The organism is Acinetobacter sp. AOR01_HL, assembly GCF_027855455.1.
In the GTDB taxonomy this organism is placed as follows: Bacteria; Pseudomonadota; Gammaproteobacteria; order Pseudomonadales; family Moraxellaceae; genus Acinetobacter; species Acinetobacter baumannii.
Genome location: NZ_JAKTIM010000017.1, coordinates 13999 through 36399 on the forward strand (window position 1 = coordinate 13999; position 22401 = coordinate 36399).

General features: G+C 39.2%; 21 protein-coding genes. 5 read left to right on the forward strand and 16 right to left on the reverse strand.

Annotated features, from left to right (window positions below; all coding sequences use genetic code 11):
* Positions 1-5 precede the first annotated feature (5 nt).
* The 5 genes from MKL62_RS03625 to MKL62_RS03645 are packed head-to-tail and all read right to left on the reverse strand — an operon-like array spanning position 6 to position 4533.
* On the reverse strand, positions 6-1283 hold the full coding sequence (locus MKL62_RS03625) for an aromatic ring-hydroxylating oxygenase subunit alpha (protein WP_001084470.1): 1278 nt from the start codon (positions 1281-1283) through the stop codon (positions 6-8).
* Between the two features lie 29 nt (positions 1284-1312).
* Positions 1313-1840, reverse strand: a complete 528-nt coding sequence (locus tag MKL62_RS03630) for a nuclear transport factor 2 family protein (RefSeq protein WP_005128550.1) — start codon at positions 1838-1840, stop codon at positions 1313-1315.
* Positions 1841-1850: 10 nt separating this feature from the next.
* Positions 1851-2210, reverse strand: a complete 360-nt coding sequence (locus tag MKL62_RS03635; RefSeq protein WP_000387550.1) for a hypothetical protein — start codon at positions 2208-2210, stop codon at positions 1851-1853.
* A gap of 28 nt (positions 2211-2238) precedes the next feature.
* Positions 2239-3387: an acyl-CoA dehydrogenase family protein gene (locus MKL62_RS03640; protein WP_086222375.1), complete on the reverse strand. Its 1149-nt coding sequence runs from the start codon at positions 3385-3387 to the stop codon at positions 2239-2241.
* Between the two features lie 36 nt (positions 3388-3423).
* Positions 3424-4533 carry an amidase gene (locus MKL62_RS03645; protein ID WP_001021607.1) on the reverse strand — a complete coding sequence of 370 codons (1110 nt, stop codon included), beginning with the start codon at positions 4531-4533 and terminating at the stop codon, positions 3424-3426.
* 149 nt (positions 4534-4682) lie between these two features.
* On the opposite strand from MKL62_RS03645, the gene MKL62_RS03650 reads away from it, so the two are divergent.
* The 3 genes from MKL62_RS03650 to MKL62_RS03660 all read left to right on the forward strand — a co-directional run bounded on the left by MKL62_RS03650 (position 4683) and on the right by MKL62_RS03660 (position 8285).
* The gene (locus MKL62_RS03650; RefSeq protein ID WP_024433466.1) at positions 4683-5150 is read left to right on the forward strand and encodes a MarR family winged helix-turn-helix transcriptional regulator; all 468 of its coding nucleotides are present in this window, start codon (positions 4683-4685) and stop codon (positions 5148-5150) included.
* A gap of 412 nt (positions 5151-5562) precedes the next feature.
* Positions 5563-6912, forward strand: a complete 1350-nt coding sequence (locus MKL62_RS03655; RefSeq protein WP_005128549.1) for a spinster family MFS transporter — start codon at positions 5563-5565, stop codon at positions 6910-6912.
* A 116-nt stretch (positions 6913-7028) separates the two neighbouring features.
* Positions 7029-8285 (forward strand): OprD family outer membrane porin, encoded by a 1257-nt coding sequence (locus tag MKL62_RS03660; RefSeq protein WP_000418525.1) that lies wholly within the window; start codon positions 7029-7031, stop codon positions 8283-8285.
* 35 nt (positions 8286-8320) lie between these two features.
* Here MKL62_RS03660 and MKL62_RS03665 read toward each other — a convergent pair whose 3' ends face one another.
* From MKL62_RS03665 to MKL62_RS03680, 4 genes are read right to left on the reverse strand one after another with little or no spacing between them, the layout of a single operon-like run.
* Complete coding sequence (locus MKL62_RS03665; protein WP_001140451.1) at positions 8321-9064, reverse strand: SDR family oxidoreductase; 744 nt, start codon at positions 9062-9064, stop codon at positions 8321-8323.
* A 15-nt stretch (positions 9065-9079) separates the two neighbouring features.
* Positions 9080-9778 carry a histidine phosphatase family protein gene (locus MKL62_RS03670; protein WP_000208325.1) on the reverse strand — a complete coding sequence of 233 codons (699 nt, stop codon included), beginning with the start codon at positions 9776-9778 and terminating at the stop codon, positions 9080-9082.
* Positions 9775-10896 carry a phosphotransferase family protein gene (locus MKL62_RS03675; protein WP_005128547.1) on the reverse strand — a complete coding sequence of 374 codons (1122 nt, stop codon included), beginning with the start codon at positions 10894-10896 and terminating at the stop codon, positions 9775-9777. Before MKL62_RS03675 ends, MKL62_RS03670 begins: the two co-directional genes overlap by 4 nt.
* A 17-nt stretch (positions 10897-10913) precedes the next feature.
* Positions 10914-12155, reverse strand: coding sequence for an acyl-CoA dehydrogenase family protein (locus MKL62_RS03680; protein WP_005128546.1), 1242 nt, complete (start codon positions 12153-12155; stop codon positions 10914-10916).
* Between the two features lie 88 nt (positions 12156-12243).
* Here MKL62_RS03680 and MKL62_RS03685 point away from each other — a divergent pair, with 88 nt between their 5' ends.
* Positions 12244-13164, forward strand: a complete 921-nt coding sequence (locus MKL62_RS03685; RefSeq protein ID WP_005128545.1) for a LysR family transcriptional regulator — start codon at positions 12244-12246, stop codon at positions 13162-13164.
* A gap of 42 nt (positions 13165-13206) precedes the next feature.
* A complete protein-coding gene (gene pcaU, locus MKL62_RS03690) occupies positions 13207-14019 on the forward strand; it encodes an IclR family transcriptional regulator PcaU (RefSeq protein WP_000030961.1) in 813 nt (270 codons plus the stop codon).
* Between the two features lie 92 nt (positions 14020-14111).
* Here the strand turns inward: pcaU and MKL62_RS03695 are convergent, their stop codons facing one another.
* From MKL62_RS03695 to MKL62_RS03725, 7 genes are all read right to left on the reverse strand, one after another.
* Positions 14112-14978 carry an MBL fold metallo-hydrolase gene (locus tag MKL62_RS03695; RefSeq protein WP_005128544.1) on the reverse strand — a complete coding sequence of 289 codons (867 nt, stop codon included), beginning with the start codon at positions 14976-14978 and terminating at the stop codon, positions 14112-14114.
* Positions 14979-14982: 4 nt separating this feature from the next.
* Complete coding sequence (locus MKL62_RS03700; RefSeq protein ID WP_005128543.1) at positions 14983-15396, reverse strand: DUF6691 family protein; 414 nt, start codon at positions 15394-15396, stop codon at positions 14983-14985.
* Between the two features lie 4 nt (positions 15397-15400).
* Positions 15401-15814, reverse strand: coding sequence for a YeeE/YedE family protein (locus tag MKL62_RS03705; RefSeq protein ID WP_005128542.1), 414 nt, complete (start codon positions 15812-15814; stop codon positions 15401-15403).
* 135 nt (positions 15815-15949) lie between these two features.
* Positions 15950-16417: a DUF6438 domain-containing protein gene (locus tag MKL62_RS03710; RefSeq protein WP_001211835.1), complete on the reverse strand. Its 468-nt coding sequence runs from the start codon at positions 16415-16417 to the stop codon at positions 15950-15952.
* Positions 16418-17046: 629 nt separating this feature from the next.
* On the reverse strand, positions 17047-19476 hold the full coding sequence (locus MKL62_RS03715; protein ID WP_005128541.1) for a glucose/quinate/shikimate family membrane-bound PQQ-dependent dehydrogenase: 2430 nt from the start codon (positions 19474-19476) through the stop codon (positions 17047-17049).
* Positions 19477-19558: 82 nt separating this feature from the next.
* On the reverse strand, positions 19559-20878 hold the full coding sequence (locus MKL62_RS03720) for a carbohydrate porin (protein ID WP_005128540.1): 1320 nt from the start codon (positions 20876-20878) through the stop codon (positions 19559-19561).
* Positions 20879-20937: 59 nt separating this feature from the next.
* Complete coding sequence (locus MKL62_RS03725; RefSeq protein WP_005128538.1) at positions 20938-22389, reverse strand: NosD domain-containing protein; 1452 nt, start codon at positions 22387-22389, stop codon at positions 20938-20940.
* Between the last annotated feature and the right edge of the window lie 12 nt (positions 22390-22401).

Here is a 22401-nt window from a genome sequence, read left to right on the forward strand (position 1 = left end):
TCTCCTTAAGCTGTCATCATCTTTTTCCATTGCTGATATGCTGCACGCATACCTGTTTCAGCACTGACATCACTTTTTAAGCCATCTTCAGTTTTGACTTCGCCCGGTAAACCGCGGTTGAGCATGATCCATAAATCATTACCGGCATTGGCACCATGTTGCACGCGTTCCCAAGCCTCAGAATCATCTGGCGTACCAAAACCAAATGGACCTTGGAAATGTTCATGCAAACGTAAGCGATATTGATTGGCAATTTGCGGACCACCATCCATGGTAATTACCGAGTGATGAATTTCTGTTTCAGCAACTGAAATTGGCTGTAACACACGGAAGAACGCCATTGAACATGCAATATTTGGGAATAAATTTAAGTTAAAGCCAGAACCACCCACTGCTCGAACAATACGGCGTACTTCTAATTCTTCATGGCCTTCGTCACGCAAAGCTTGAGCCAAGTCTTCAAAACGCTCTTGAATTGGACGCTCCATTAAGTCTTCTTCTAAATCGACCAGTTCAGGAATCATCACCATGACACTGTGACCGTTTCCTAAGTCTTCAACAAAGCCCGGCTGGTTTTCGAAGTTAAAGAGTTCTTCGGTTTTTTCATCGACAGAACTTAAGAATGACTTGTGTACCAACGGGAAGTGATATGCATCGGTGGTATTTTCAAGCTGGATTTTCCAGTTACCCGGGAAACGGAAGCGGTGTTCGCCCAACACTTTAATTGGATAACCTGCGCCTTGTTTCATAAACAGATCAATCCATTTTTTCGCAGGCCCAAGGAACTCTTCAAGCGGTTGAATGTCTTCTTTAAATGAAGCGAAGATCATGCCGTTATATTCTTCTACCCGTAGACTCACCAGCGGTAATTCTGACTTATCTAAACAATCGCCGTAACTTTCCGGAGATGGCACGCCACGTAAACTGCCATCAAGTGCATAACTCCAACCGTGATATGGGCATACAAAACTGTTAGTTTTTCCTTTTTTATGTTCACATACGGTTGCTGCACGGTGACGGCAACGGTTCAAAAGTACATGGACTTTCTTTTTACGGTCACGCACCACTACAACAGGCTGTTTACCGATATTAATGGTTTTATAGCTTCCGCCTTCTGGAATTTCGCTAGCATGCGCAACCCACACCCAAGTGCTATAAAAGATTTTTTCCATCTCTTCATCAAAAATGCGTTCATCTTTATAAAGAGAGGTATGGGCACGGTCACTTTTAACTAAAGCATCATAATCAATGCCAATGTTATGCGTTGGGATAATACTGTTCATATCAATAGTCCTTTTAAATATGTCCTGGGTCATTCCTGGGAAGGTACCGGCAACTCGGCTTCACTGTGCCAATGCGATACCGGACGACTGAAAATATTCTGTGTTTGGAAATGTTTAATTTTCCATATTCCATCTGCTTGCTTCTGAAACTTCACCTTGAGCTTTGCCGCATTCAGATGACTACGGCCATCTTGAAAAGTTGAAGTTTGCAACATCAGCCATGAAGCATTTGCATCTTTTTGATTTACATAAATTTGTTCTGAATTTACAAAGTGTGCATTCATGACAAAGTGAGATTCTTTTTGTGTATAGCGTTTGAACATGTCGTAAATCGACTGCCAAGAATCATAACGACCAAAAGATTTGGAATATTTATCGCCAATACCTTCCCAAATACAGTCTTGATCAAAAAGATTCATCAACTCATAAAGATCTGTATTTGCATTGAGCTCATCGCAGATTTCCATATAACGGTTTATGCAATTACGGATAGCATTGTGTGCTTCCAACTGTTCTAGCCGTTCTATGATTTCTGCAATATTCACTTTGTCAGTCATTGCGGTCGCCTTAACGTTGAATAATCAATTCACGCCCAACACGAGCTTCAACTTTGCAATATTTCCAAAGTTTGTATGGCCCTTCACCTACCACGGTCGTTCTAAATAAGTTACAAGCTGCATGTACTGTCTCAATATCCGGAACATCTGCAAGCAAATAAGTGGTCCAAGGCCAGCCCGTACTTGCACCCACCATGCTTTGGTCATCATCAAGATTCCCAAAAACATGCACACCAGGTAGGTCATGAATGCCATTCCACATTTCACCAAATGCTGCCCAAACCGCTTTTGCTTCAGCAGGTTCTGCATCAAAAAAGTTCTGGTTAATACCCATGCAAAACAACACGCGTAATGGTTTTTTAGCTTCCATCTCAATATTCCTTTTTCAAAATTTAAACTTATAGATAACCTGGGGTTGGCTTTAATCCGAAACTGACTAAACCTGCATTTTGTAAAGTTGCATCACCCATAAAGGCATGTTGGGTCACCACGTTGGTGTCATTTACAAAACGGCTAAATGGATTGTTGGTATAAATCGCTGTCATACCCGCGAGCATTTGCATTTTTCGGGTCACTTTGGCACAAACGCGAGCTGCATGGGTACATGCCAAACGCATATCACTAATCTGTTCAGCAGTTGCTTCACGACCAGCAATAATTTCATTCCAGACAATATCCATGGTTTGATAAAACCAAGACTTTGCAGCCTGAAACTCTGCATCAGCTTGAGCAAACTCATATTGAGTCACTGGGCGGTTTGCAATTTCTGCCCCACCCGTAATAGATGCTTTACCCGGTGCTAATTTTTCAAATTCTTCTAATGCGGCAGCTGCAACCCCAATACCCACCACGGTTAATACTTGAGTCGCTAAAGACAGTGATGGATATTTAAAAAATGGCTCGCTGAGTTTTGAAGGTTCGCCACGTACAAAGGTCCATTTCTTTTCGACCAATACATCTTCAACCACTAAATCATGGCTTCCGGTACCTTTTAGACCAACAGTGTCCCATGTCATTTCGATTTTAGCTTTGTTGGCAGGCATCACGGCCATACGTGGTAAACCTTGCATTTCATTATTTTTAAGGGGTGAAATTCCCACACCAACAATGTCAGCGCCCATACAGCCGCTTGAAAATTTCCAACGTCCGCGCACCACCACACCTTCATCGGTAATTTCGGCAGGCTGCGGCGGGAAAATACCTCCGGCAAATACGACATCTGGCCCGTTTTGGTATAACTCTTTCAGCGTTTCTTCCGGCAAACTTCCTAAATACGCAGGGCTCATACCGAAACTTGCTACCCAACCAACTGAACCATCAGCTTTAGATAAAGTTTCGATCAACTCACAAAACTGCCGCGGTGACCATTCTTCACCACCAAAACGTTTAGGCACCAAAGCACGGTAAACACCAATTTTTTTAAGTTTTTCGATTATGTCTTGGCTCACATAGGCCTGATTATCAAACTCACCTGCACAGGCACGCTCACGAATTTCTTGGCACAAAGCATCTAAATCAACTGCTTTGTCTTGAGAAGCAAACTCCATTTTAGACAACTTATTCATCATCTAACTCCTTGTAATTTATTGCATTGCATCAACACAAAATTTAGCTATTGCACATAATTGCTCATCTTTTTGATGCTTTGATACGATCTGTAAGCCCACAGGCAAACCTTCACTGGTTTCAAGTGGCACTGAAATAGCTGGATGTCCTGATAAATTAAATGGTCGAACTAAACCGGTTAGGTTCAAAAAAGCGACCGTATTTTCAGCTTCAGAAACTTTTGGTGGAATTTGTGGAAGTGTCGGCAGAACCAATGCATCATATTTTTCTAATAAAGCATCGAGTTCCTTTGTCAGCTGCGCTTTCACAACTTCTGCTTGCTTTACTTGCTCTAAAGTGGTGTGGGCTGCTTTTAATAAACGATTATTTACATCAGAACCAATTAAGCCTGTTTGGGTTAATTCACCAAAAGCTTGCCAGTTTTCATAGTTAATAATCTGCATGCCTGCATCATAAGCTGCTTCAAAATGTTCAACCTTTTCTAAAACGGTCTCTAAATTTGCTTTTTGAAGTGCTTGATAAATACAGTTCCAAATAATCTCATCTGCGCTTACATCTAAAACCGCAAGTTTTGGTGTATGCGTACATTCAGCCGGCTTAAAAGTTGGATCAATAATTTGCATGGCTTTTTCAATCATCTCGACTGAATTTGCAAAAGGACCAACGCAATCTAAAGAACTTGACGGCGGGTATACGCCTTGGCGACTTACCCGACCAAAAGTCGGTTTTAAACCAAAAACTCCGCAGCACGCAGCGGGCATACGGATAGAGCCACCCGTGTCTGTCCCTAAAGTAAAGTCAGCTTGTTTAGCTGCAACTGCTGCGGCTGAACCACTTGAAGAGCCACCCGGAATAAGTTCAGGATATTTAGGATTGATAGGTGTACCAAAAGCGTGGTTAATGCCTGTAATTCCAAAAGCCAATTCGTGCAAATTTGTCTTGCCAATAATTTCGCAATCAGCTTTTAAGATGTTTTTAACCACCTCTGCATCATCGTGCGCAGGTTCAACTTCTAATAAAGCTCTACTGCCAGCAATGGTTTTTAGACCTTGAATATCTATAGTGTCCTTCACCATCACCTTAAGTTTGCCGCTTCCTTTTTGCACACTTTGGCTAATAATATTCATTCACTTTTCCATGTATTTTTATCCATTAATTAAAATATCAGAAAATTTAATGGAATTGTCAAGTAATTTTTCTAATGTGTGTTCAAGGAAATATGCAAAATTTTGTTTATAATAGAATTACCCTTTTTTTACTAAGTTATTGCTTAGCTATGCTTGATCATTTAGAACAATTTCTTCCCAATAAAGAACCGTCGAGTATTCAAAACTTCCCCTTTTTCTGGATTTCCCAAGTTAATGGTAAATATTCACAACTTATTGAAAAATCTATAAAGAAACTTGGCATTGATAATACTCGCCGTAAAATTATTTTAAGCACCAATGCGCTTGGGGAAGCCAGTATCACTGACATTGCCAATCTTTCTACTTTAAAACTCACCACAGCAACAAAGGCTGTATATAGATTGGTAGAAGATGGCATTGTGGAAGTCTACTCTTCTACCGCTGATGAACGGATTTCGATGGTGAAATTAACGGCCAAAGGTGTTGAGCTGGTTGAACAGATTAACCAAATTAGTGTGGTTACCTTAGCGGGGATCCTCAATGCTTTTTCAGAAGAAGAACTGCATAATCTAAATCATCAGTTAAAAAAATTATTTGATCTCATGCCATCAAGTTAATTATTTCCATCGACACTAAATTAACTTGGCTCTAGAGCAGTTAAAGCTAGTCTTTCTTTAGCTGCTCACTATAAAAAATCTAATATAAATAATAAAATTTATTAAATTCATGTATTTATAATAATTCAACCCTCCTAATAGCTCACTTAACATACTTTTTAGGTATCTAAACATACTTAACAAGTAATGGAATTTTACATATAAAAAGAAAATAATAATTCAACAATCTAGTCAGCATTACTATTTCCGTTTGTGTTAAGTCACCTTCTTCAAGGCCCCTTACCAAACCAAATTCAATCATTTCTAGCCGTTTCATAATTCATTTCAAATGGGGACGTATCAAAAATTTTGAGGATGAATAGAAGCTAGAGATCAATTTCTTTAAAGCGTTTTATACATAAGGATTAAGTGTATGAACCAAAGTAATATCGCTGTTGAAAGGACACAAAAGAAAACCAACGCATATGCATGGTATGTGGTCATACTTTGTATGTTGGCCTATATTTTTTCATTTATTGATCGTCAAATTCTGGCGTTGATGATTGAACCCATCAAAGCAGACCTTCAACTTTCAGATACTCAATTTAGCTTGTTACATGGCCTTGCCTTTTCACTATTCTACGCTGTGATGGGCTTACCATTAGCCTATATTGCCGACCGTTTTTCCCGACCAAAACTGATTTCAATCGGGATTATTGTCTGGAGCTTAGCAACAGCAACTTGCGGTTTAAGTAAAAACTTTATTCAACTATTCCTAAGCCGTATGGCTGTGGGCGTTGGTGAAGCAGCTTTATCTCCAGCGGCCTATTCAATGTTTAGTGACATGTTTAGTAAAGACAAACTAGGCCGCGCGGTCGGGATCTATTCAATTGGTGCTTTCTTAGGTGGAGGTATCGCCTTTTTAGTTGGCGGTTATGTGATTAACCTGCTTAAAGGCGTGACACTCATTGAAGTTCCTTTATTAGGTGCACTCAAGGCATGGCAAATTGCCTTTTTAGTGGTGGGGTTACCCGGTATTATTATTGGTTTGCTATTTATTTTGACAGTTAAAGATCCTGCACGTAAAGGACAGCAGCTCAACCAAAGCGGACAAGTTGACCAAGTTAAATTCACGCAGTGCCTTCAGTTTATCAAGAAACATGCAAAAACATTTGCTTGTCACTATTTAGGTTTTACCTTTTATGCAATGGCACTCTACAGTCTGACTAGTTGGACACCAGCATTTTATATTCGTAAGTTTCAACTCGCGCCGACTGAAACAGGCTATATGCTCGGCACTATATTGCTAGTTGCAAATACTTTAGGCGTGTTTTGTGCAGGATGGCTAAACGACTGGTTTATTAAAAAAGGACGCCAAGATGGACCGATGTTCACGGGTGTGATTGGTATTGTTGGCCTGATTATTCCAATTGCATTTTTTACCCAAACAGATCAACTCTGGCTTTCAGTAACTTTGCTCATTCCTGCAATGTTCTTTGCCTCCTTCCCACTTGTGATTTCGGCAACAGCATTGCAAATGTTAGCACCCAACCAATTTAGAGCACGCCTTTCTGCCCTATTCCTTTTGGTAAGTAACTTAATTGGACTAGGTGTTGGTACAACATTAGTGGCAATTATTACAGATAAGGTTTTTGGCAATCCATTAATGGTGGGTTCTTCTTTATCTATTGTGGGTGGTTTGTCCTGTGTACTGGCTTTGGCTCTACTTTTCAAAGGCTGTAAATCCTTTAGTGAAAGCATGAAGCTTGAAAAATTACGTTAATTGAAGCAACAGCCACTTATAAAAACAGGAGTTCCCTTTAAACAATTTAGGGAACACCACACCAATATTTCACAATACGTAATGCCGAGGACTGGCATATATCTTGGAAATGGATTATGGAATTATTTCACCGCTTTAAACCACACACTTTAGCTTTTGCCACTTTATTTATTATGTGCAGCAGTTCTTGGGCTGCAAATCCAAATCAGCAAACTGAAGATGAGTGGAAATTCACTTTAAAAAATGCCTATATCAATCGTGATTTTGATAATGACGCCCTTAAAGATACCGGTAGTTGGTCTCAGGCAGCATCTTTATTTTATAAATCGAAAATGCATGACACTCCACTAGTCATAGCAGATAAACCTATTACGATTGGAGCTGACGCTTCCGTTCAATACGCCGTACGTTTGAGTTCAGACAAACATGTCGCAGATACTGTTTTGCCTTTTAATAAAGAAACGCAATCTCAAGCATCTGATTATCTAAAATACGGCGCGACTTTAAAACTAGGTTATGACAAAACACTTTTAAGTGTCGGTGAACTCTGGCTAGATTTACCTGTAACGGCTGTTGATGCTAGCCGCCAGTTACTCACCTCTTATTGGGGAACCAATCTTAAATCACAACTTTCAGATCAACTTTATGCCGAAATTGGCCGAGTGGAAAAAGTCTCGCCACGAAATGAAGAAGATTTTAAAAAGTTTTCGTTCACAGCAAATGGAATTACCAAAGAATCTGATGGCTTAAATTATATTGACCTGCGCTATCAATTTACGCCGTCTTTGAAGGGCGAATATTATTTTGGTAATTTAGAAGATCTCTACAATAAACACTATGTAGGGCTTGAGCATACGTGGAAACAACCAACTTTTGCCCTGACTTCCAAATTTAAATATTTTAATGCGAAAGATGATGGCAATACCTTTGATATTGATGCTCAGAACATTGGTTTACTTGAAACCGTCAAAGTAAAAAACCATACCTTTGGTTTGGGTTACCAACAAATTATTGGAGAGTCGGCTTACCCTCTACCAGATGGTTTCTTGCCAGAAACCTATTTCATTAACTGGAATGCTACAGGTTTCTTTAAAGAAGATGAAAAGTCTTACCATGTCATGTATGGCTATGACTTTAAAGATTACATTCCCGGCTTAAACGCAATGGTGAAATATGTTTATGGTCATGACTTTAAAGCAGCTAATGGTGAGAAAAACCACGAAACTGAGTCCAATGTCATTCTGAACTATGCATTTCAGCAGCCGCTCTTAAAAGGCTTTGCCCTGCAATATATTCGTATTGACTACAACGTTAAACACGGCAATGACTTTGGCGAAGACCGTTTATTCGTCAATTACACCAAAAAATTCTAAATAAAAATTACCCCCTAAAATTTAGGGGGTAATTTTTATCCTAATTTATTAACCAATCTCAAAGGTAAAACCTTCATGGCAATACTCATTGGTAGCCATGGCCATTGTGGTACATACGCTTTTACAGGTTGTTTTTCAATTGCTTTGACTAAAGCTTTACATCCTGTTTTTGCGTCAACTTCAAAAGGTAAATGTTTAGCACCTTCATTCATTTCAGTTCGGATGTAACCTGGGAAAATGGTTGAGACTTTAATTGGAGTATCTAGTAATTCAGCGCGAATACCCTCGGCCAAGTGAGCAACTGCAGCTTTACTCGCCGCATAGGTCGATAAATGTTTTGGTAATCCGCGCATCGCACTCATAGACGACATGACCACCAAATGACCTGCATTTTGCGCTCTAAAAATTTCAATCGCTGCCTCACACTGTGCTAAAGCAGAGATAAAATTTGTTTCGGCCGTGGCTCTATTAATTTCAAAATTACCTTTACCAATACGACGGCCATTTCCAACTCCCGCATTTACAATAATACGGTCTAAATAGCCAAATTCTTGTTTAAAGGCGCGAAATACTTCAAAAACCTGATCATAATTGGTAACGTCCAGACTTTTCGCAATTACCTTAATACCGTACTCATTTTCTAGTTCGGTTTTTAAAGTCTCTAATCGGTCTAAACGGCGTGCACAAATCGCCAAGTTATAACCTTTTGCTGCAAATTCATGCGCCATACCTGCGCCTAAACCAGAACTTGCACCTGTAATTAAAATTGTCTTCGCCATGCTTTTATCCTTATTTTAAATCCATGTCAGTAAATCTGGACGCTCAGCTTTTATAAAATGATGTTCATTTAAACTTAAAACCTGAGCTTCATTTCCAACCAAACGTAAAGTCGTGAGGCTTGTATTGGCAATTGCCCAATTCAAAGCAAAAGTTCGATTAGGACTGAGTTCAAGCAGTTTTCCAATTGCTACAGAAATCACACCACCAGAGGTAAAAACAATTGCATAGCGAGGTTTGGTTTTTGCTAACTCATCACAAAGTTGCTGCAATGCTGTTTCAACTCTTTCTTTAAAGTGGGGCCATGACTCATCATACTCATGATGAAAATCACCATCTGTCCATCGTTCAATCGCACCTTCAAATATTTTGGCAAGATATGCGCGTGGGTTATGCTCTTTTGCGACATCGGCTTTTAACAGTTCAGGCTGTTCAAAACGCGGTTCATAACGGGCAAAAACCTGTTGATGGTTAAACTCATTCCATAAATTATTATGATGAATTACCGCATCTGGAAAACATTCTTTTAGTGCAAGCTGTGCAGTTTGTTCATGGCGCTGCATAGTTCCAGCAACCACATAAGGTTGTTCTTTCAATATTTGCTTAAAATAACGACCTAACAAAGTCGCCTGAGCCTCACCATTTTCAGACAGCTCATCATAGTTACTTTTACCAAACGATGCCTGTCCGTGTCTTACCAGATAAATTGTGGTCATCTTCTTAAAATACCCTGTATTTTCTGTAGAGATTGCTGAGCAAATTCAGATTCTTGCAATTTTTGCTGTGCGATAAGTTTTAAAGCTCTGATATGTAGCGCATGGATCACTATCCAGAAATCTTTAAAAGCAGGGTTTCGGGTTTGTTTATGGTAATAACGGTAATAGATTTGCTGGGCGATTACTGCTAAACGGAATACACCGAAGACTTCATAAAAAGTCCAGTTTTGGGGCTCCAGACCAGTTTTTTGCAAATAATAGTTAACAACTTGTTTGCGAGAGAACATTCCCTTTAAGTGAGTAGGCTGACGACGTGTCGATCTAAAAATCATATTATCCGTGGGCTCAACCCAATAGGCCAAAGCACTACCTAAATCCATTAAAGGATCACCCAAAGTCGCCATTTCCCAATCCAGCACCCCAATCACTTCAGTTGGATGTTCTGGATCTAAAATCACGTTATCAAAACGCCAATCATTGTGAATAATACAAGTTGTAGAATCTTGAGGGATATTATCGTTTAGCCATTTTCGGACATATTTAAATGAAGGAACGTTGATTGTACGGACTTTTTCATAGCGTTTATCCCAACCTTCAACTTGTCTACGGCAATATCCTGTACCTTTACCTAGTTCAGCTAAAGGCGTGTTCTCATAAGGAACTTGATGTAACTCAATCAATTTATCAATAACGTTTACACAAAGCTCATGAACATCTTCTTCAGTAAAGCCAAGCTCAGGCGGTAATTTTGCACGAGGAATAATTCCTTCAATGCGTTCCATGACATAAAAATCACAGCCAATAACGGTTTCATCCTGACAAAGCGCTACCATTTTAGGAAGAACTGGATAATAAGGGGCAAGGTTTTTCTGCACCGTATACTCACGGGCCATATCGTGAGCAGACTTGGCTTTTGTTCCTTTTGGAGGGCGCCGTAAAATTAAATCCGTATTTTCATACTTTAAACGATAAGTCCAATTCGACGCCCCGCCCGTATATTGAGTAACGACTGCTGGACCAACTAGCTCAACACCGTGGTTTTTTAACCAGTTTTCAACTGCCCCAATATCAAGTTCTTCACCATCACGTACTTCACCGCCTACATCAATTACCGACATATTCACTTCCTTTAAACTTATACTTTCTTATGACGACCATAACCACGTTTGGCCAACTCTAATTTGGCAATCATGCCTTTATGTACTTCATCTGGACCATCAGCTAAACGTAAACTGCGTGCTTGGGCAAAGAAACCTGTTAATGGCGTATCTCTTGAAACGCCCGCACCGCCATGTAGCTGAATCGCCATGTCGACTACTTTTTCTAAAACGCTCGGAGCCACGACTTTAATTGCAGATATTTCTGTTAAAGCGGCCATGTTTCCTAAAGTATCCATTTTATAAGCGGCATACAAGGTTAAAAGTCTAGCTTGATCTATGGCTACTCGCGCATCGGCTACACGCTCTAGGTTTCCGCCGAGTTTTAAAATTTCTTTGCCAAACGCGGTTCTAGACATGCCTCTATCAATCATAAGCTCTAGTGCTTTTTCAGCAGCTCCGATACAGCGCATGCAATGGTGAATACGCCCCGGCCCTAAACGACCTTGTGCAATTTCAAAACCTTGACCCGCTCCACCAATAAAGTTTTCAATAGGCACTCGAACATCATTAAAGTGAACCTCACCATGTCCATGCGGCGCATCGTAGTCACCAAACACAGGTAACATACGTTGAATTTCGACACCCGCCGTATCAATCGGTACTAAAACCATAGAGTGTTGATGATGGCGGTCTTTAGTTTCATCTGGAGTATGGGCCATAAAAATAATGACTTTAGCATTTGGGTCACCTAAACCAGACGACCACCATTTTTTGCCATTTAAAACAATTTCATTACCGTCAATGAGTGCGGTCGCTTGCATATTGGTGGCATCACTTGATGCAACATCTGGTTCAGTCATGCAAAAAACAGAGCGAATTTTTCCATCCAATAAAGGCTCTAACCATTGTTGTTTTTGCTGTTCACTGCCATAGCGCCATAACACTTCCATATTTCCCGTATCTGGTGCATTACAGTTAAAAACCGTGGGCGCCAATAAACTACGACCAGTTAGTTCAGCAATATGCGCATATTCTTGAACTGATAACCCTGCACCTAGCTTTTCATCGGGTAAAAACATATTCCAAAGACCAGCTTGTTTAGCTTTAGATTTTAGAGTTTCTAAAAGCTCGGGCCACTGCCATTTTTTCCAGTTTCCATCTGGATTTAACTCATGAACTTCTTCCCAAAATTTTGCTTCGACAGGTTCTATTTTTTCTAAAATAAATTTTTTAGTTCGCTCAGTAAAATCTTGAGCTTTCTTGGAGAGTTCAAACATTCTTTTTCCTTTACATCATTATCTAGTCTTTACATCAACATAACTTGAAACTTAATATGAATGAAATGATTTTATTAAATAATGCATCATGAATAATATTCATAACCTACATGGCCTAGACTTAAGTTTTTTTCACCGAATTGATATCAATTTATATCCGCTTTTTATCGCGATTTATGAGCAAAAAAGTATTTCAAATGCGGCAAGTAGTCTCAATATTACGCAGTCAGCAGCAAGTCATGCTTTGCAGCGTTTACGCCAGCAACTTGAAGATGATGTATTTATACGTGTAGGCAATAAAATGTCTGCAACGCCTTTTGCAGAACAGATTTATCCAACTGTTAAGCAAGCACTTTTAACCATTCAAAATATTAGCCAACAGAAACATGTGTTCGACCCAACCAGTTTAAAAAGCTTAAAAATCGCCGTGCATGATGAAATTGAGCCGATTATTCTTCCAAGACTGGCTCAACACTTTCAAAATCTTAATTTAGATTTGCAGTTTGTCAGTATGAAACTCGATCGAAAACATATTATGGCGGACTTGGCAACACAGCAGCTCGATTTCGTGATTGACCTAGAACAATACTTGTCTCCAAAAATTACCTTTGATCTTCTGGTCACAGATGAGTTCGTTATTTGCAGCCAACTTAAAGAAGTCGATTTAGCTCGTTATATTAGTGGTCGGCACATTGGTGTTTCATCACGCCGTACAGGCGCTTTACTTGAAGATATTTATTTAAACCAACACCAAAAAATTTCAAGAAATGTATTTATGCGCTGTCAAAACTATTCAACGGCATTACAAGTTTTGGGAGCCCAAGCCGACGCAATACTCACCATGCCCCGTATGATTTTGCAGCATTTATCTTATAGCCCTGAGATTCGGTTACATTCTCTACCTTTTGAGATGACCAATATTAAAATGGGTATGTTTTGGCACGAAGATTTAAGGGATAATTTAAGGCATCAATTTTTGCGACATGAAATTATTAAACTTTTTCAGTAAAGCAAATTGATCTCCTAAGCTTCTATCGTACAAGGACCAGTAATGAGTAAAGATGAACGGATAATCCAGAATCAGGACAACAAAAAAACGATTCGTCATGAAGATTACATTGCTGGCATCGGTAAAGGCATGGCGATTTTAGATAGCTTTAGTAGTAATCAACATCGTTTAAACATTTCTATGGCTGCCGAAAAAACTGGGCTTACCCGAGCTGCAGCAAGACGCCATTTATTAACTTTAGAATATTTAGGATATCTTGAGTCAGATGGTCACTATTACTATTTAACCCCAAAAGTTCTTAAATTTTCAGGAGCTTATTTAGGTGCAGCTCAGCTTCCGAAAGTGTCTCAACCTTTATTAAATCTTCTAACTAACCAAACCTCTCTCATTTATTCTGTGATGGTACTTGATGGTTATGAAGCCATTACCATTGCCCGTAGTGCCGCGCATCAACAAACCGACCGCGTAAATCCATATGGTTTGCATTTGGGTAACCGCTTACCTGCTCATGCAACCTCGGCGGGTAAAATTTTACTGGCACATTTAAGCCAAGAAGAACAATTGGACTGGCTCCAAAAATATCCACTTCAGCGTTTAACTAAATATACGCATGTCGAAAATGATAAATTTTTAGAGTTACTAAAAGAAATCCGAGAACAAGATTGGTGTTATTCACGTGAAGAGCATGAATTAGGTGTCCATGCGCTCGCCGTACCGATTTATGGACAAGACTTTAAAGTGGTTGCTGCTTTAAATATTGTTTCTCCAACCATGAGAACAACTGAAGAATATTTAATTCAACATATTTTGCCGCTATTGCAAGAGACTGCGCGGGATTTAAGACAAGTTCTTTAAATCTTACTTAGGCTATTTCCATAAGATTAATTTTATTTTTGCTTAGGCTATTTGAATAAATAAAATGGTTGAAATGTATGCTTAGGCTATTTTTAAAAGTAATTAAATGGGATTTTTAAATAACGGATGCCATTCGCTTCAGGTTCCGGAAAATTTCCACCGTTCATGTTAATTTGAATTGAAGGCAGTATTAATTTTGGCATTGCCAAAGTAGCATCTCTTTCTTGACGCATTTTTATGAATGATTCTTTGGAAACTCGTCGATTTAAATGGATATTGCTTTGTTTTTGAGTTTTTATATCTGTTTGACAGATATATTCGTCACGGCCTTCAGGCTTATAGTCATGGCATAGAAACATACGCATATCGTCAGGAAGTGTATAAAGCTTTTGTACCGAATCATAAAGTGCAGCAGCACTTCCTTTAGGAAAGTCGCATCTAGCCGAACCATAATCAGGCATAAATAAAGTATCACCTACAAAAACGGCATCAGCAATCACATAGCTTAAGCAAGCTGGCGTATGCCCTGGTGTAGGAATGTTATAGGCATCTATCTCCCCTATTTTGAAATGTTCATAATCTTCAAATAAATAATCAAAAGGCTGATTTTCATTAAATTTCTTAAAATCAAAATTATAGATAGCCGAAAATGTTTCTTGCACTACCGAGATTTTTTGACTAATCGCAATTGTACCGCCCAATTTAGATTTTAAATATTGGGCAGCAGTCATATGGTCCGCATGTACATGGGTTTCTAAAATCCATTGGACTTTGAAATTTTGCGCCAAGACATAATCGACAATCAGATCAGCATTAGTCGTTTTTGTAGTGGCCGAAGCAGCATCATAGTCAAGCACACTATCAATAATTGCGCATTGACGAGTCGCTAAATCTGCAACAACATAGCTAAAAGTATTGGTATTTTCATCAAAAAAATCTTTCACTAGAGGTTGTTGCATAGCTTTAATTTCCTTTATTTAAAATTCGGAAAATACACATTCCTACTAACATAGCCACAATAAAATAAAGCGCTTCAAAATGTCCTAATCCAATGAGAGTTAAAGCGGGCGCTGGACATATGCCTGCTATTCCCCAGCCTATACCGAAAATAAAAGCACCTACAATTAACCTTTGGTCAATCTGTGTATTTGTTGGTAATTGAATTTGTTCATTAAAAATGGTTTTTGGTTTTTTAATAGCCCTTTGAAACGGAATAAATGCCACAGCAATAGCACCTAGCATCACAAACATTAAGCTAATATCCCATTGTCCAAAAATATCTAGAAACCCTAAAACCTTTGCAGGGTTAGACATACCAGAAATCATTAACCCCAATGAAAACAAACCACCAAATATAAAAGCAAAGATATTTTTCATAAGATTACCCCAGCACATGGCGAATGATATAAACAGTCAGCATGCCAGCAAACATAAAAACTGCGGTCGCTATTATTGAGCGTTTTGATAGCCTGCTCATTCCACAAATGCCATGCCCACTTGTACAGCCTGATCCAAGTCGTGTACCAAAACCAATAAGTATCCCTGCCAGAATAAGTACAAATGAATTGGCTTTAATTTCGATTTCAGGCTGATAAAAGTAACCATATATGAAAGGTGTAATCACGAGTCCTGCAATGAACCAGAATGCAGAACTTTTAAATATATCTCTAGATGGGCTAATGAATTGAGCAAGCAAACCACTAATTCCAGCTATACGACCATTTATATATAAATACCCAACTGTTGCGATACCGAGTAATAAACCACCCACAAAGGCATAGATAATACTTGACATATAAGCACTCTTAACAATATATGTTTTTATAATCTGTATTATACGCTGATTCTTTTAGAAATACTTAATATAAAACTTTTGAGTTTATAATTCTTCTTAAAAAGAAAAAGCCCCAAGATTTTGGGGCTTTTATCATTAAATTAGATCTTTAATGCCTAATTGTTCAGGTAACTTTTCCATAACTTTATTTAATCTATTATTTGCTGGAGAGATACAACCTGTGTAATGGCTTAATTTTGTTTCTGTACCATTTGGTTGAATCCAGGTGATATAATAGCTAGGCATATCGGTCGCAGTTTGCTGACAACCTGCAGTTTTAGATTGGGTTCCTGTTTGCGGACGATAAGTTTTTAATTCATCAGCAAGTTTTTGATAATCTTTTACGCTACCTTGAATTTCTTTAACGCCAATTGCTTTTGTATATTGCTTACCTTCAAAACGAATTAAACCTGTAGGTGTTACTTCTACTGAGTAAATTGGGCATGCGCCGAAACATGGACTAGAAGCATAACGAATGGTTTCTTGTGTATTAGGTGCTTGTTGAACAGAAGCACAACCCATTAAAGCCAAACCGGATAAAGTTGCAAGAACTAAAAATCTCATTACATCACCTATTATTATCAAGTGGCATTAATCTAACAAATCATATGCAAATTGTCATTAAAGACTCATTTTTCATAGTATTATTTACTATTACTTAGGCTATTTTTAGTTATCAAGAAAATTAAAATATAAAGCACATAAAAAAAGGCCCATCGTTAGATGAGCCTTAAGCCAACTAAAGCTTAAATTCCTGAAATACAAATTATTACTGGGTAGTAATAACCTGCGCCGACCATTCTATCTTAATGCAATACATTATTTAAATATAATATAAGTATATATTTACGCTCGTTTTTCCAACAAAAAAAACCTGTTTTTTAGAGTTAAAAACTCAATAATGTTTATTTTTAATTAAAATTCACAACTTTAAGTTAAACAAAACTTAATAAATTTTGAAATTTTATTTATAGGTAAAACATTATAAAAAAATGCTTAATAGTTCGGCTATATCTAGTGTTCAGGATGAATCAATTATAGGAATATTTTAAGTTTAGCAATAACTTCAAGCACTTTTTTACTATTTGGTAAAGCTATCTCACTAAAATTACAGAATTTACACAAACACTCTAATAGAAAAAAGATATTAAAAAATAAGGGCAAAAGAAAATTTATCCTTTTACCCTCTTTCATTATTTCTCTAAACTATATGCGATCACATAATCACCATGGTCTGGAGACTGTCGTGCACCACCCGCAGTAACCACTACATATTGTTTACCTGTTTTAGGTGAAACATAGCTGATTGGTGTACCTTGACTACCTACTGGCATACGTGACTTCCACAGCTCTTTACCTGTAGATGAATCAAAAGCACGCAAGTAATAATCTTGAGTTGCAGCAAAGAAGACTAAGCCACCTTGAGTTGCCATTGGCCCACCAATAGTTGGCATACCAATTGGGGCTTTCAAGCCCATCTTAATACCAAGTGGTCCAGTGTCCTCAACTGTACCAAGTGGTACTTGCCATGCAACCTGACGAGTTTTCATGTCAATTGCTGTCATGGTACCAAACGGTGGTTTTTGACAAGGAATACTTAAAGCGGACATAAAGCGGTTTTTATTCACTTTATATGGTGTACCTTTCATTGGTACAGCACCCATACCTGTATTTACTTTTTCGCCACCACTCGCCTGAATCTTAATATCTTCAGGTGTTTGTTTAATGAGTTGAACCCATAAACCAAGACGCATATCGTTTACGAACATGTAACGATGTGTCGGGTCAAAAGCAATACTACCCCAGTTCATGCCACCTAAAGAACCAGGGAAGCTTAATGAAACATCAGTACCCGGTGCAGTAAATAAACCTTCGTAACGCATTGACTTAAAGTTAATACGGCACATGAGCTGATCAAACGGCGTCGCACCCCACATATCTGACTCAGTTAAAGTCTGATTACCAATTTGAGGCATTTCAACAGAACGTGGTTGAGTTAAACTGTATTGCTCACCCGGAATATTTGCCGCTTTCACTGGCTGTTCAATTACTTTAGTCAGTGGTTTACCTGTTACGCGGTCAAGAACGAAGAATTGGCCTGATTTGGTTCCAATCACAACAGCTGGCTTAGTCGTACCATCTTTTAATGGAAAGTCGACTAGACTTGGTTGCATTGGTAAGTCAAAGTCCCATAAGTCATTATGAACAGTTTGATATACCCACTTTTCTTTACCCGTTGTCGCATCAAGTGCCAAAACAGAAGTATTGTATTTGTGATCTAACGGATTACGGTTCCCCCCCCAAATGTCGACAGATGAACTACCCATCGGTAGGAACACTGTATTCATTTGTGGATCATATGACATTGCAGCCCAAGAGTTTGCCGAACTACGTTTATAGGTTTCACCCGGTTTAAGAACATAGTTAGGATCTGGATTACGCGGGTCAAATGCCCAGCGAAGTTTACCCGTAATCACGTCATAACCACGTATTACACCACCCGGCATATCTGCTGCCACGTTGTCTGCAATACGGCTACCCACCACAATAGTTGTTCCGGCAATAGTTGGTGCAGAAGTCACTTCAAAACGTGGAGCCTTAGTCCCACCGCCTAAGCCTTCGAGTAGATCAACCGTTCCATTTACACCAAAGTCCGCACAGCGCTGACCATTATCTGCATTGACTGCAATTAAACGGCCATCTGGCGTATTGGTATATACACGACGTGGACAGGCTGTGTTGTTGGCAACAGTAGTGACTGGAGTTGCACCAGCTAAAGTTGGTTGCACCAGTGGTTTAGTTGAATCGAAGTATGCAACACCACGGCAACGTTCCCAAGCATCGGCTTTTGAGTTTACCTCAGCTTTCCAGATCTGTTTGCCCGAGTCGGCATCTATTGCAAAAATGTTGTTATGTGGCGTACATAAAAAGACTTTATTTCCAACTTGTAGCGGGGTCATTTGGTCTTCAGCACCATTACCACTACCCGTTGTAAAATCACCTGTTCTAAAGCGCCAAGCTTCTTTTAGTTTATGAACGTTATCTCGGTTAATTTGGTTGAGAGCAACAAAGCGACTACCACCCGCATCATTTCCATAATTTTCCCAATTCACCTGTTTTTTTGCAGGGTCAACTGGTACTAAAGGTAGCTTTTCACCTGAACTTGCGACCGTTGGATGCGGTTGGAACATTTGATAGAGCGCAATCAACATTCCCACAACAACTAAGCCACCTACGGCATAGGCTGAAGATGCCAAACTAGTTTGAAATTGGTAGCGTCGAATTGAAGGTAAGGTAAATAACAACGCAGCAAAAAGACCAGCAGGAAACATTAAGCGCGAGAATAACGGCCAAAATTCCCATCCAGCATCAATGAGTGACCAAATTACCGTACCAACAAAAACAGCCGCAAAAATCCAGACGCCCAGCGCTTTTTTTCGGAAAATACTAATTGCTGAAATGGTTATAAACAGTCCTGAGATAAGGAAATACCAAGAACCACCGAGAGATACTAGCTTTCCACCGCCCACGATATAAAAAATACCAGTAGCCAATAAAGCTAAACCTAAAATAAAACACCATATTTTGAATAAGATATGAAACTTAGAATCTGACTCAGACATAGATCCTACTCCACATATACTGAACCCGAATAGTTCAAGCATTTGGGCCAGTTAAACTATGTCTAACCAGCCATCAATATTATTAAAAATTAACTTTTACACTCAGGCCTGCCACCCAAGCATCATCGACTTCTTTCACACCAGCAGGTTGATGGATATATTGAATGTTTGGACGTAACATGACGGCCGGAGACCATTGATAGGTATAGTTCAACTCGACATTTAACTCGTCGTCTTGAATTGGAATATAGTCAGATGCAATCGGATCATAGCTATAGTATCCGCGGCTTTCGTTTGTCGCGATCTGTTTATCTTTAGCACGGTCATTGACTACATAATTGGCAATACCAAAACCAATCGAATCATTTGGACGGCTATCAAACGGTCCCTTATACCAAAGAGCAAGTTGTTGTGTACTTTGAACAAAAGTCGTTGCTTTATCATTTACAACGCCATTAAAACTTACATATAAACCGCGTTTCGGATCTTGGCCGGCATGGCTAAGTTGTTGCTGTGCATTAATCCAGAAGCTTTGTTTTCCGTCATGCACTTTACCCGCAGTTTTAATATCATTAGCTTCTGCGGTTGAGTACAGCGCGCCTACTTTATATTCACCTGGTAAACCATTAAAAGCAGCAAGTTTTGGTTTCCATGCAAGTTCAACTGGTATGGTAGCGCCCTTGACGTTATTCATATCCAGATTAAAACCATCACTGTTTGATTCGGTTTTAATATTGTCTGGATTGACCTCATACACACCAACACCTAAAGTCCACTCAGGTGCAAACTGATATTTAACGTTTGCAGCCCAAACACCGACTGGTGAGTTATACCAAATTGAACCAATTGATTTTCCTAACTGCCCACCGCAAAGCAATAAGTTCTGAAACTCACATTGAGAACTATTAAAGTCCTCTGACATTCCCATACGACCAAATTTGACCTGTACAGTATTATCAACAAAGCCCTTCTTCACCCATGCTTGGGATAAACGCCAAATTTTCCCGCGACCATAAATTTCTTGAGCATTGCCCAATTGGCTAGAACGTGGGTCTTTAATACGCTCAAGAGTTAATGCATTACCGTCACGTTTAGTCACGACTAGGCTCGCTGTTGTATCTTTCCAACCAGCAATTTTTTCTAAATCGAAGTTGGCACCTAAAGAAAGTTGTGCGGCATTTTCAAAAGTATTGCTGTCGTTATAACCACCCTCTAAATTGGTGGCGCTTTGGCTCATAATTGAAGCAGTAAATTTATAGCCCTGTTGCTCTAATTGTTGGCGTTTTCCATTCCAGTCGCCTAGCAACCATTGACGGTCTTGTGACCACGGCTCATTTGCAAGTGCAAATTGGCTGCCCAATACAGCAATTGTTAGCACACTCAATTTCATTACATTTGGCATTTCAAGTCCCTTTTGTCTTTTCTGAAATGCGCCCCTGTTTTGAGGCGCTTTATTTTTTGTTATTTAACTTGCACAAACCCGAGTTCAGATGTAGCACCAAAGCGATCAGTCACATTTGCTGTAATTGAGGCAACTTTGACTGTTGGTTTCCAATTGGCTTTTGCTTTACCTTCGGTATCTGTAGCTACTGTTATTGTTCCTAAATATTGCTCAGCTTCTTGTGATACTGTATTTTGGTTGCCAAAAAACTCAACTTGATAGCGTTGATTTGGTAAACCATTAACTTCTACTGTAACTGAACCTTTATTCGCTGTTAACTTAGGAGCTTTAATACCCTGATTCGGCTGAGCATTACAGCCCTGTTGATTTGGCTGAGTACATGTCTTTTGAAGCTTAGATGGTTCAATCACCACACCACCACCACGAGAGCCAACAAACCCTTCATGCTCAAGTGCGGGTACTCCAAATACAATTGCCCCTAAACGCTGATCTGGTACACATGAACCACCTGCTTCACAACGTTTAATATCTTTACCATTGTCCCAAATCAGGTTTTTAGTTAATGTAATTCTTGCATTTGCATCTTTTTCAGAGCGGATGGCTACACCAATACGGTTACCATGTACTTTATTGCTATCAAGAATGTTGCCATCACCCGTCATATTGAAACCAATCGAGTTATTGGTCATTTCGTTGTAGGCGATATAGTTACGTTTGCCCCAGTTAATCTGTAAACCATCTGAATAGTTTTCGAATTTATTACCAACTACGGCATTGTCATTACCCCACAAAATTTCAATACCTTGTGATGGTTCAGGATTTGCTTTTGTTGAAACAAAATGGTTATTCGCAATTAAGTTAAATGCTGCACCACGTGTCAGTTCTAAGCCATCACCATTGTCTTGGAAAATGTTGTCTAAAACTTTGTTGTTATTAGTCGTAGTTGCGGTTGGGTTACCTTTACCATCATCACCCGTCAACATAACACCTGCACCACCATAGTTATTACTAATACGGTTGTGTTGAATCAGGTTATTGCTCGAGCGGTTAATCAATACCCCAATACAGAAGCGATGAATGTCTAAACCTTTTAAAGTGACATTGTTGACGTCACGCAATACCAACCCCGGTAAAGTCATAGTACGTACATTGGTGCCGTACTGCTCAGGGTTTGCACCTGGACAAGCTTTTGCACCTTCGCCTTTAATATAGTTTGAACCATCAATTGCGATGTATTCGCCAGTTTTATCCCACTGAGTACCAATGATTTTGACGGGTGCTTTAATTTCAGGAAGTGCACTATTTAATTTAATCGCATAAGGTGCTTTGCCTACTGCTTGAATCAAGATATCGCTAGCTTCGCTTGGGTTTGCATTGGCTTGTTCAATTGCCCAGCGTAAAGAGCCTTTATTGCTATCATCTTGATAACGGTCAACCACATAAGTTTGAGCCGCAGCTATGCCTGAAACCATCAAACCTAATGCAAGAGTAGTTAAACGTAATGTATTCATTTCATCATATCC

Excerpts from the sequence above, each read along its gene's own strand:
- MKL62_RS03625 (WP_001084470.1), bottom strand. The coding sequence starts at position 1,283 with ATGAACAGTATTATCCCAACGCATAACATTGGCATTGATTATGATGCT.
- MKL62_RS03635 (WP_000387550.1), bottom strand. The coding sequence starts at position 2,210 with ATGGAAGCTAAAAAACCATTACGCGTGTTGTTTTGCATGGGTATTAAC.
- MKL62_RS03685 (WP_005128545.1), top strand. The coding sequence starts at position 12,244 with ATGAATAATATTCATAACCTACATGGCCTAGACTTAAGTTTTTTTCAC.
- MKL62_RS03630 (WP_005128550.1), bottom strand. The coding sequence starts at position 1,840 with ATGACTGACAAAGTGAATATTGCAGAAATCATAGAACGGCTAGAACAG.
- MKL62_RS03680 (WP_005128546.1), bottom strand. The coding sequence starts at position 12,155 with ATGTTTGAACTCTCCAAGAAAGCTCAAGATTTTACTGAGCGAACTAAA.
- MKL62_RS03670 (WP_000208325.1), bottom strand. The coding sequence starts at position 9,778 with ATGACCACAATTTATCTGGTAAGACACGGACAGGCATCGTTTGGTAAA.
- MKL62_RS03640 (WP_086222375.1), bottom strand. The coding sequence starts at position 3,387 with ATGGAGTTTGCTTCTCAAGACAAAGCAGTTGATTTAGATGCTTTGTGC.
- MKL62_RS03710 (WP_001211835.1), bottom strand. The coding sequence starts at position 16,417 with ATGAGATTTTTAGTTCTTGCAACTTTATCCGGTTTGGCTTTAATGGGT.
- MKL62_RS03645 (WP_001021607.1), bottom strand. The coding sequence starts at position 4,533 with ATGAATATTATTAGCCAAAGTGTGCAAAAAGGAAGCGGCAAACTTAAG.
- MKL62_RS03720 (WP_005128540.1), bottom strand. The coding sequence starts at position 20,878 with ATGCCAAATGTAATGAAATTGAGTGTGCTAACAATTGCTGTATTGGGC.
- MKL62_RS03655 (WP_005128549.1), top strand. The coding sequence starts at position 5,563 with ATGAACCAAAGTAATATCGCTGTTGAAAGGACACAAAAGAAAACCAAC.
- MKL62_RS03700 (WP_005128543.1), bottom strand. The coding sequence starts at position 15,396 with ATGAAAAATATCTTTGCTTTTATATTTGGTGGTTTGTTTTCATTGGGG.
- MKL62_RS03715 (WP_005128541.1), bottom strand. The coding sequence starts at position 19,476 with ATGTCTGAGTCAGATTCTAAGTTTCATATCTTATTCAAAATATGGTGT.
- MKL62_RS03660 (WP_000418525.1), top strand. The coding sequence starts at position 7,029 with ATGGAATTATTTCACCGCTTTAAACCACACACTTTAGCTTTTGCCACT.
- MKL62_RS03725 (WP_005128538.1), bottom strand. The coding sequence starts at position 22,389 with ATGAATACATTACGTTTAACTACTCTTGCATTAGGTTTGATGGTTTCA.
- MKL62_RS03675 (WP_005128547.1), bottom strand. The coding sequence starts at position 10,896 with ATGTCGGTAATTGATGTAGGCGGTGAAGTACGTGATGGTGAAGAACTT.
- MKL62_RS03695 (WP_005128544.1), bottom strand. The coding sequence starts at position 14,978 with ATGCAACAACCTCTAGTGAAAGATTTTTTTGATGAAAATACCAATACT.
- MKL62_RS03665 (WP_001140451.1), bottom strand. The coding sequence starts at position 9,064 with ATGGCGAAGACAATTTTAATTACAGGTGCAAGTTCTGGTTTAGGCGCA.
- pcaU (WP_000030961.1), top strand. The coding sequence starts at position 13,207 with ATGAGTAAAGATGAACGGATAATCCAGAATCAGGACAACAAAAAAACG.
- MKL62_RS03650 (WP_024433466.1), top strand. The coding sequence starts at position 4,683 with ATGCTTGATCATTTAGAACAATTTCTTCCCAATAAAGAACCGTCGAGT.
- MKL62_RS03705 (WP_005128542.1), bottom strand. The coding sequence starts at position 15,814 with ATGTCAAGTATTATCTATGCCTTTGTGGGTGGTTTATTACTCGGTATC.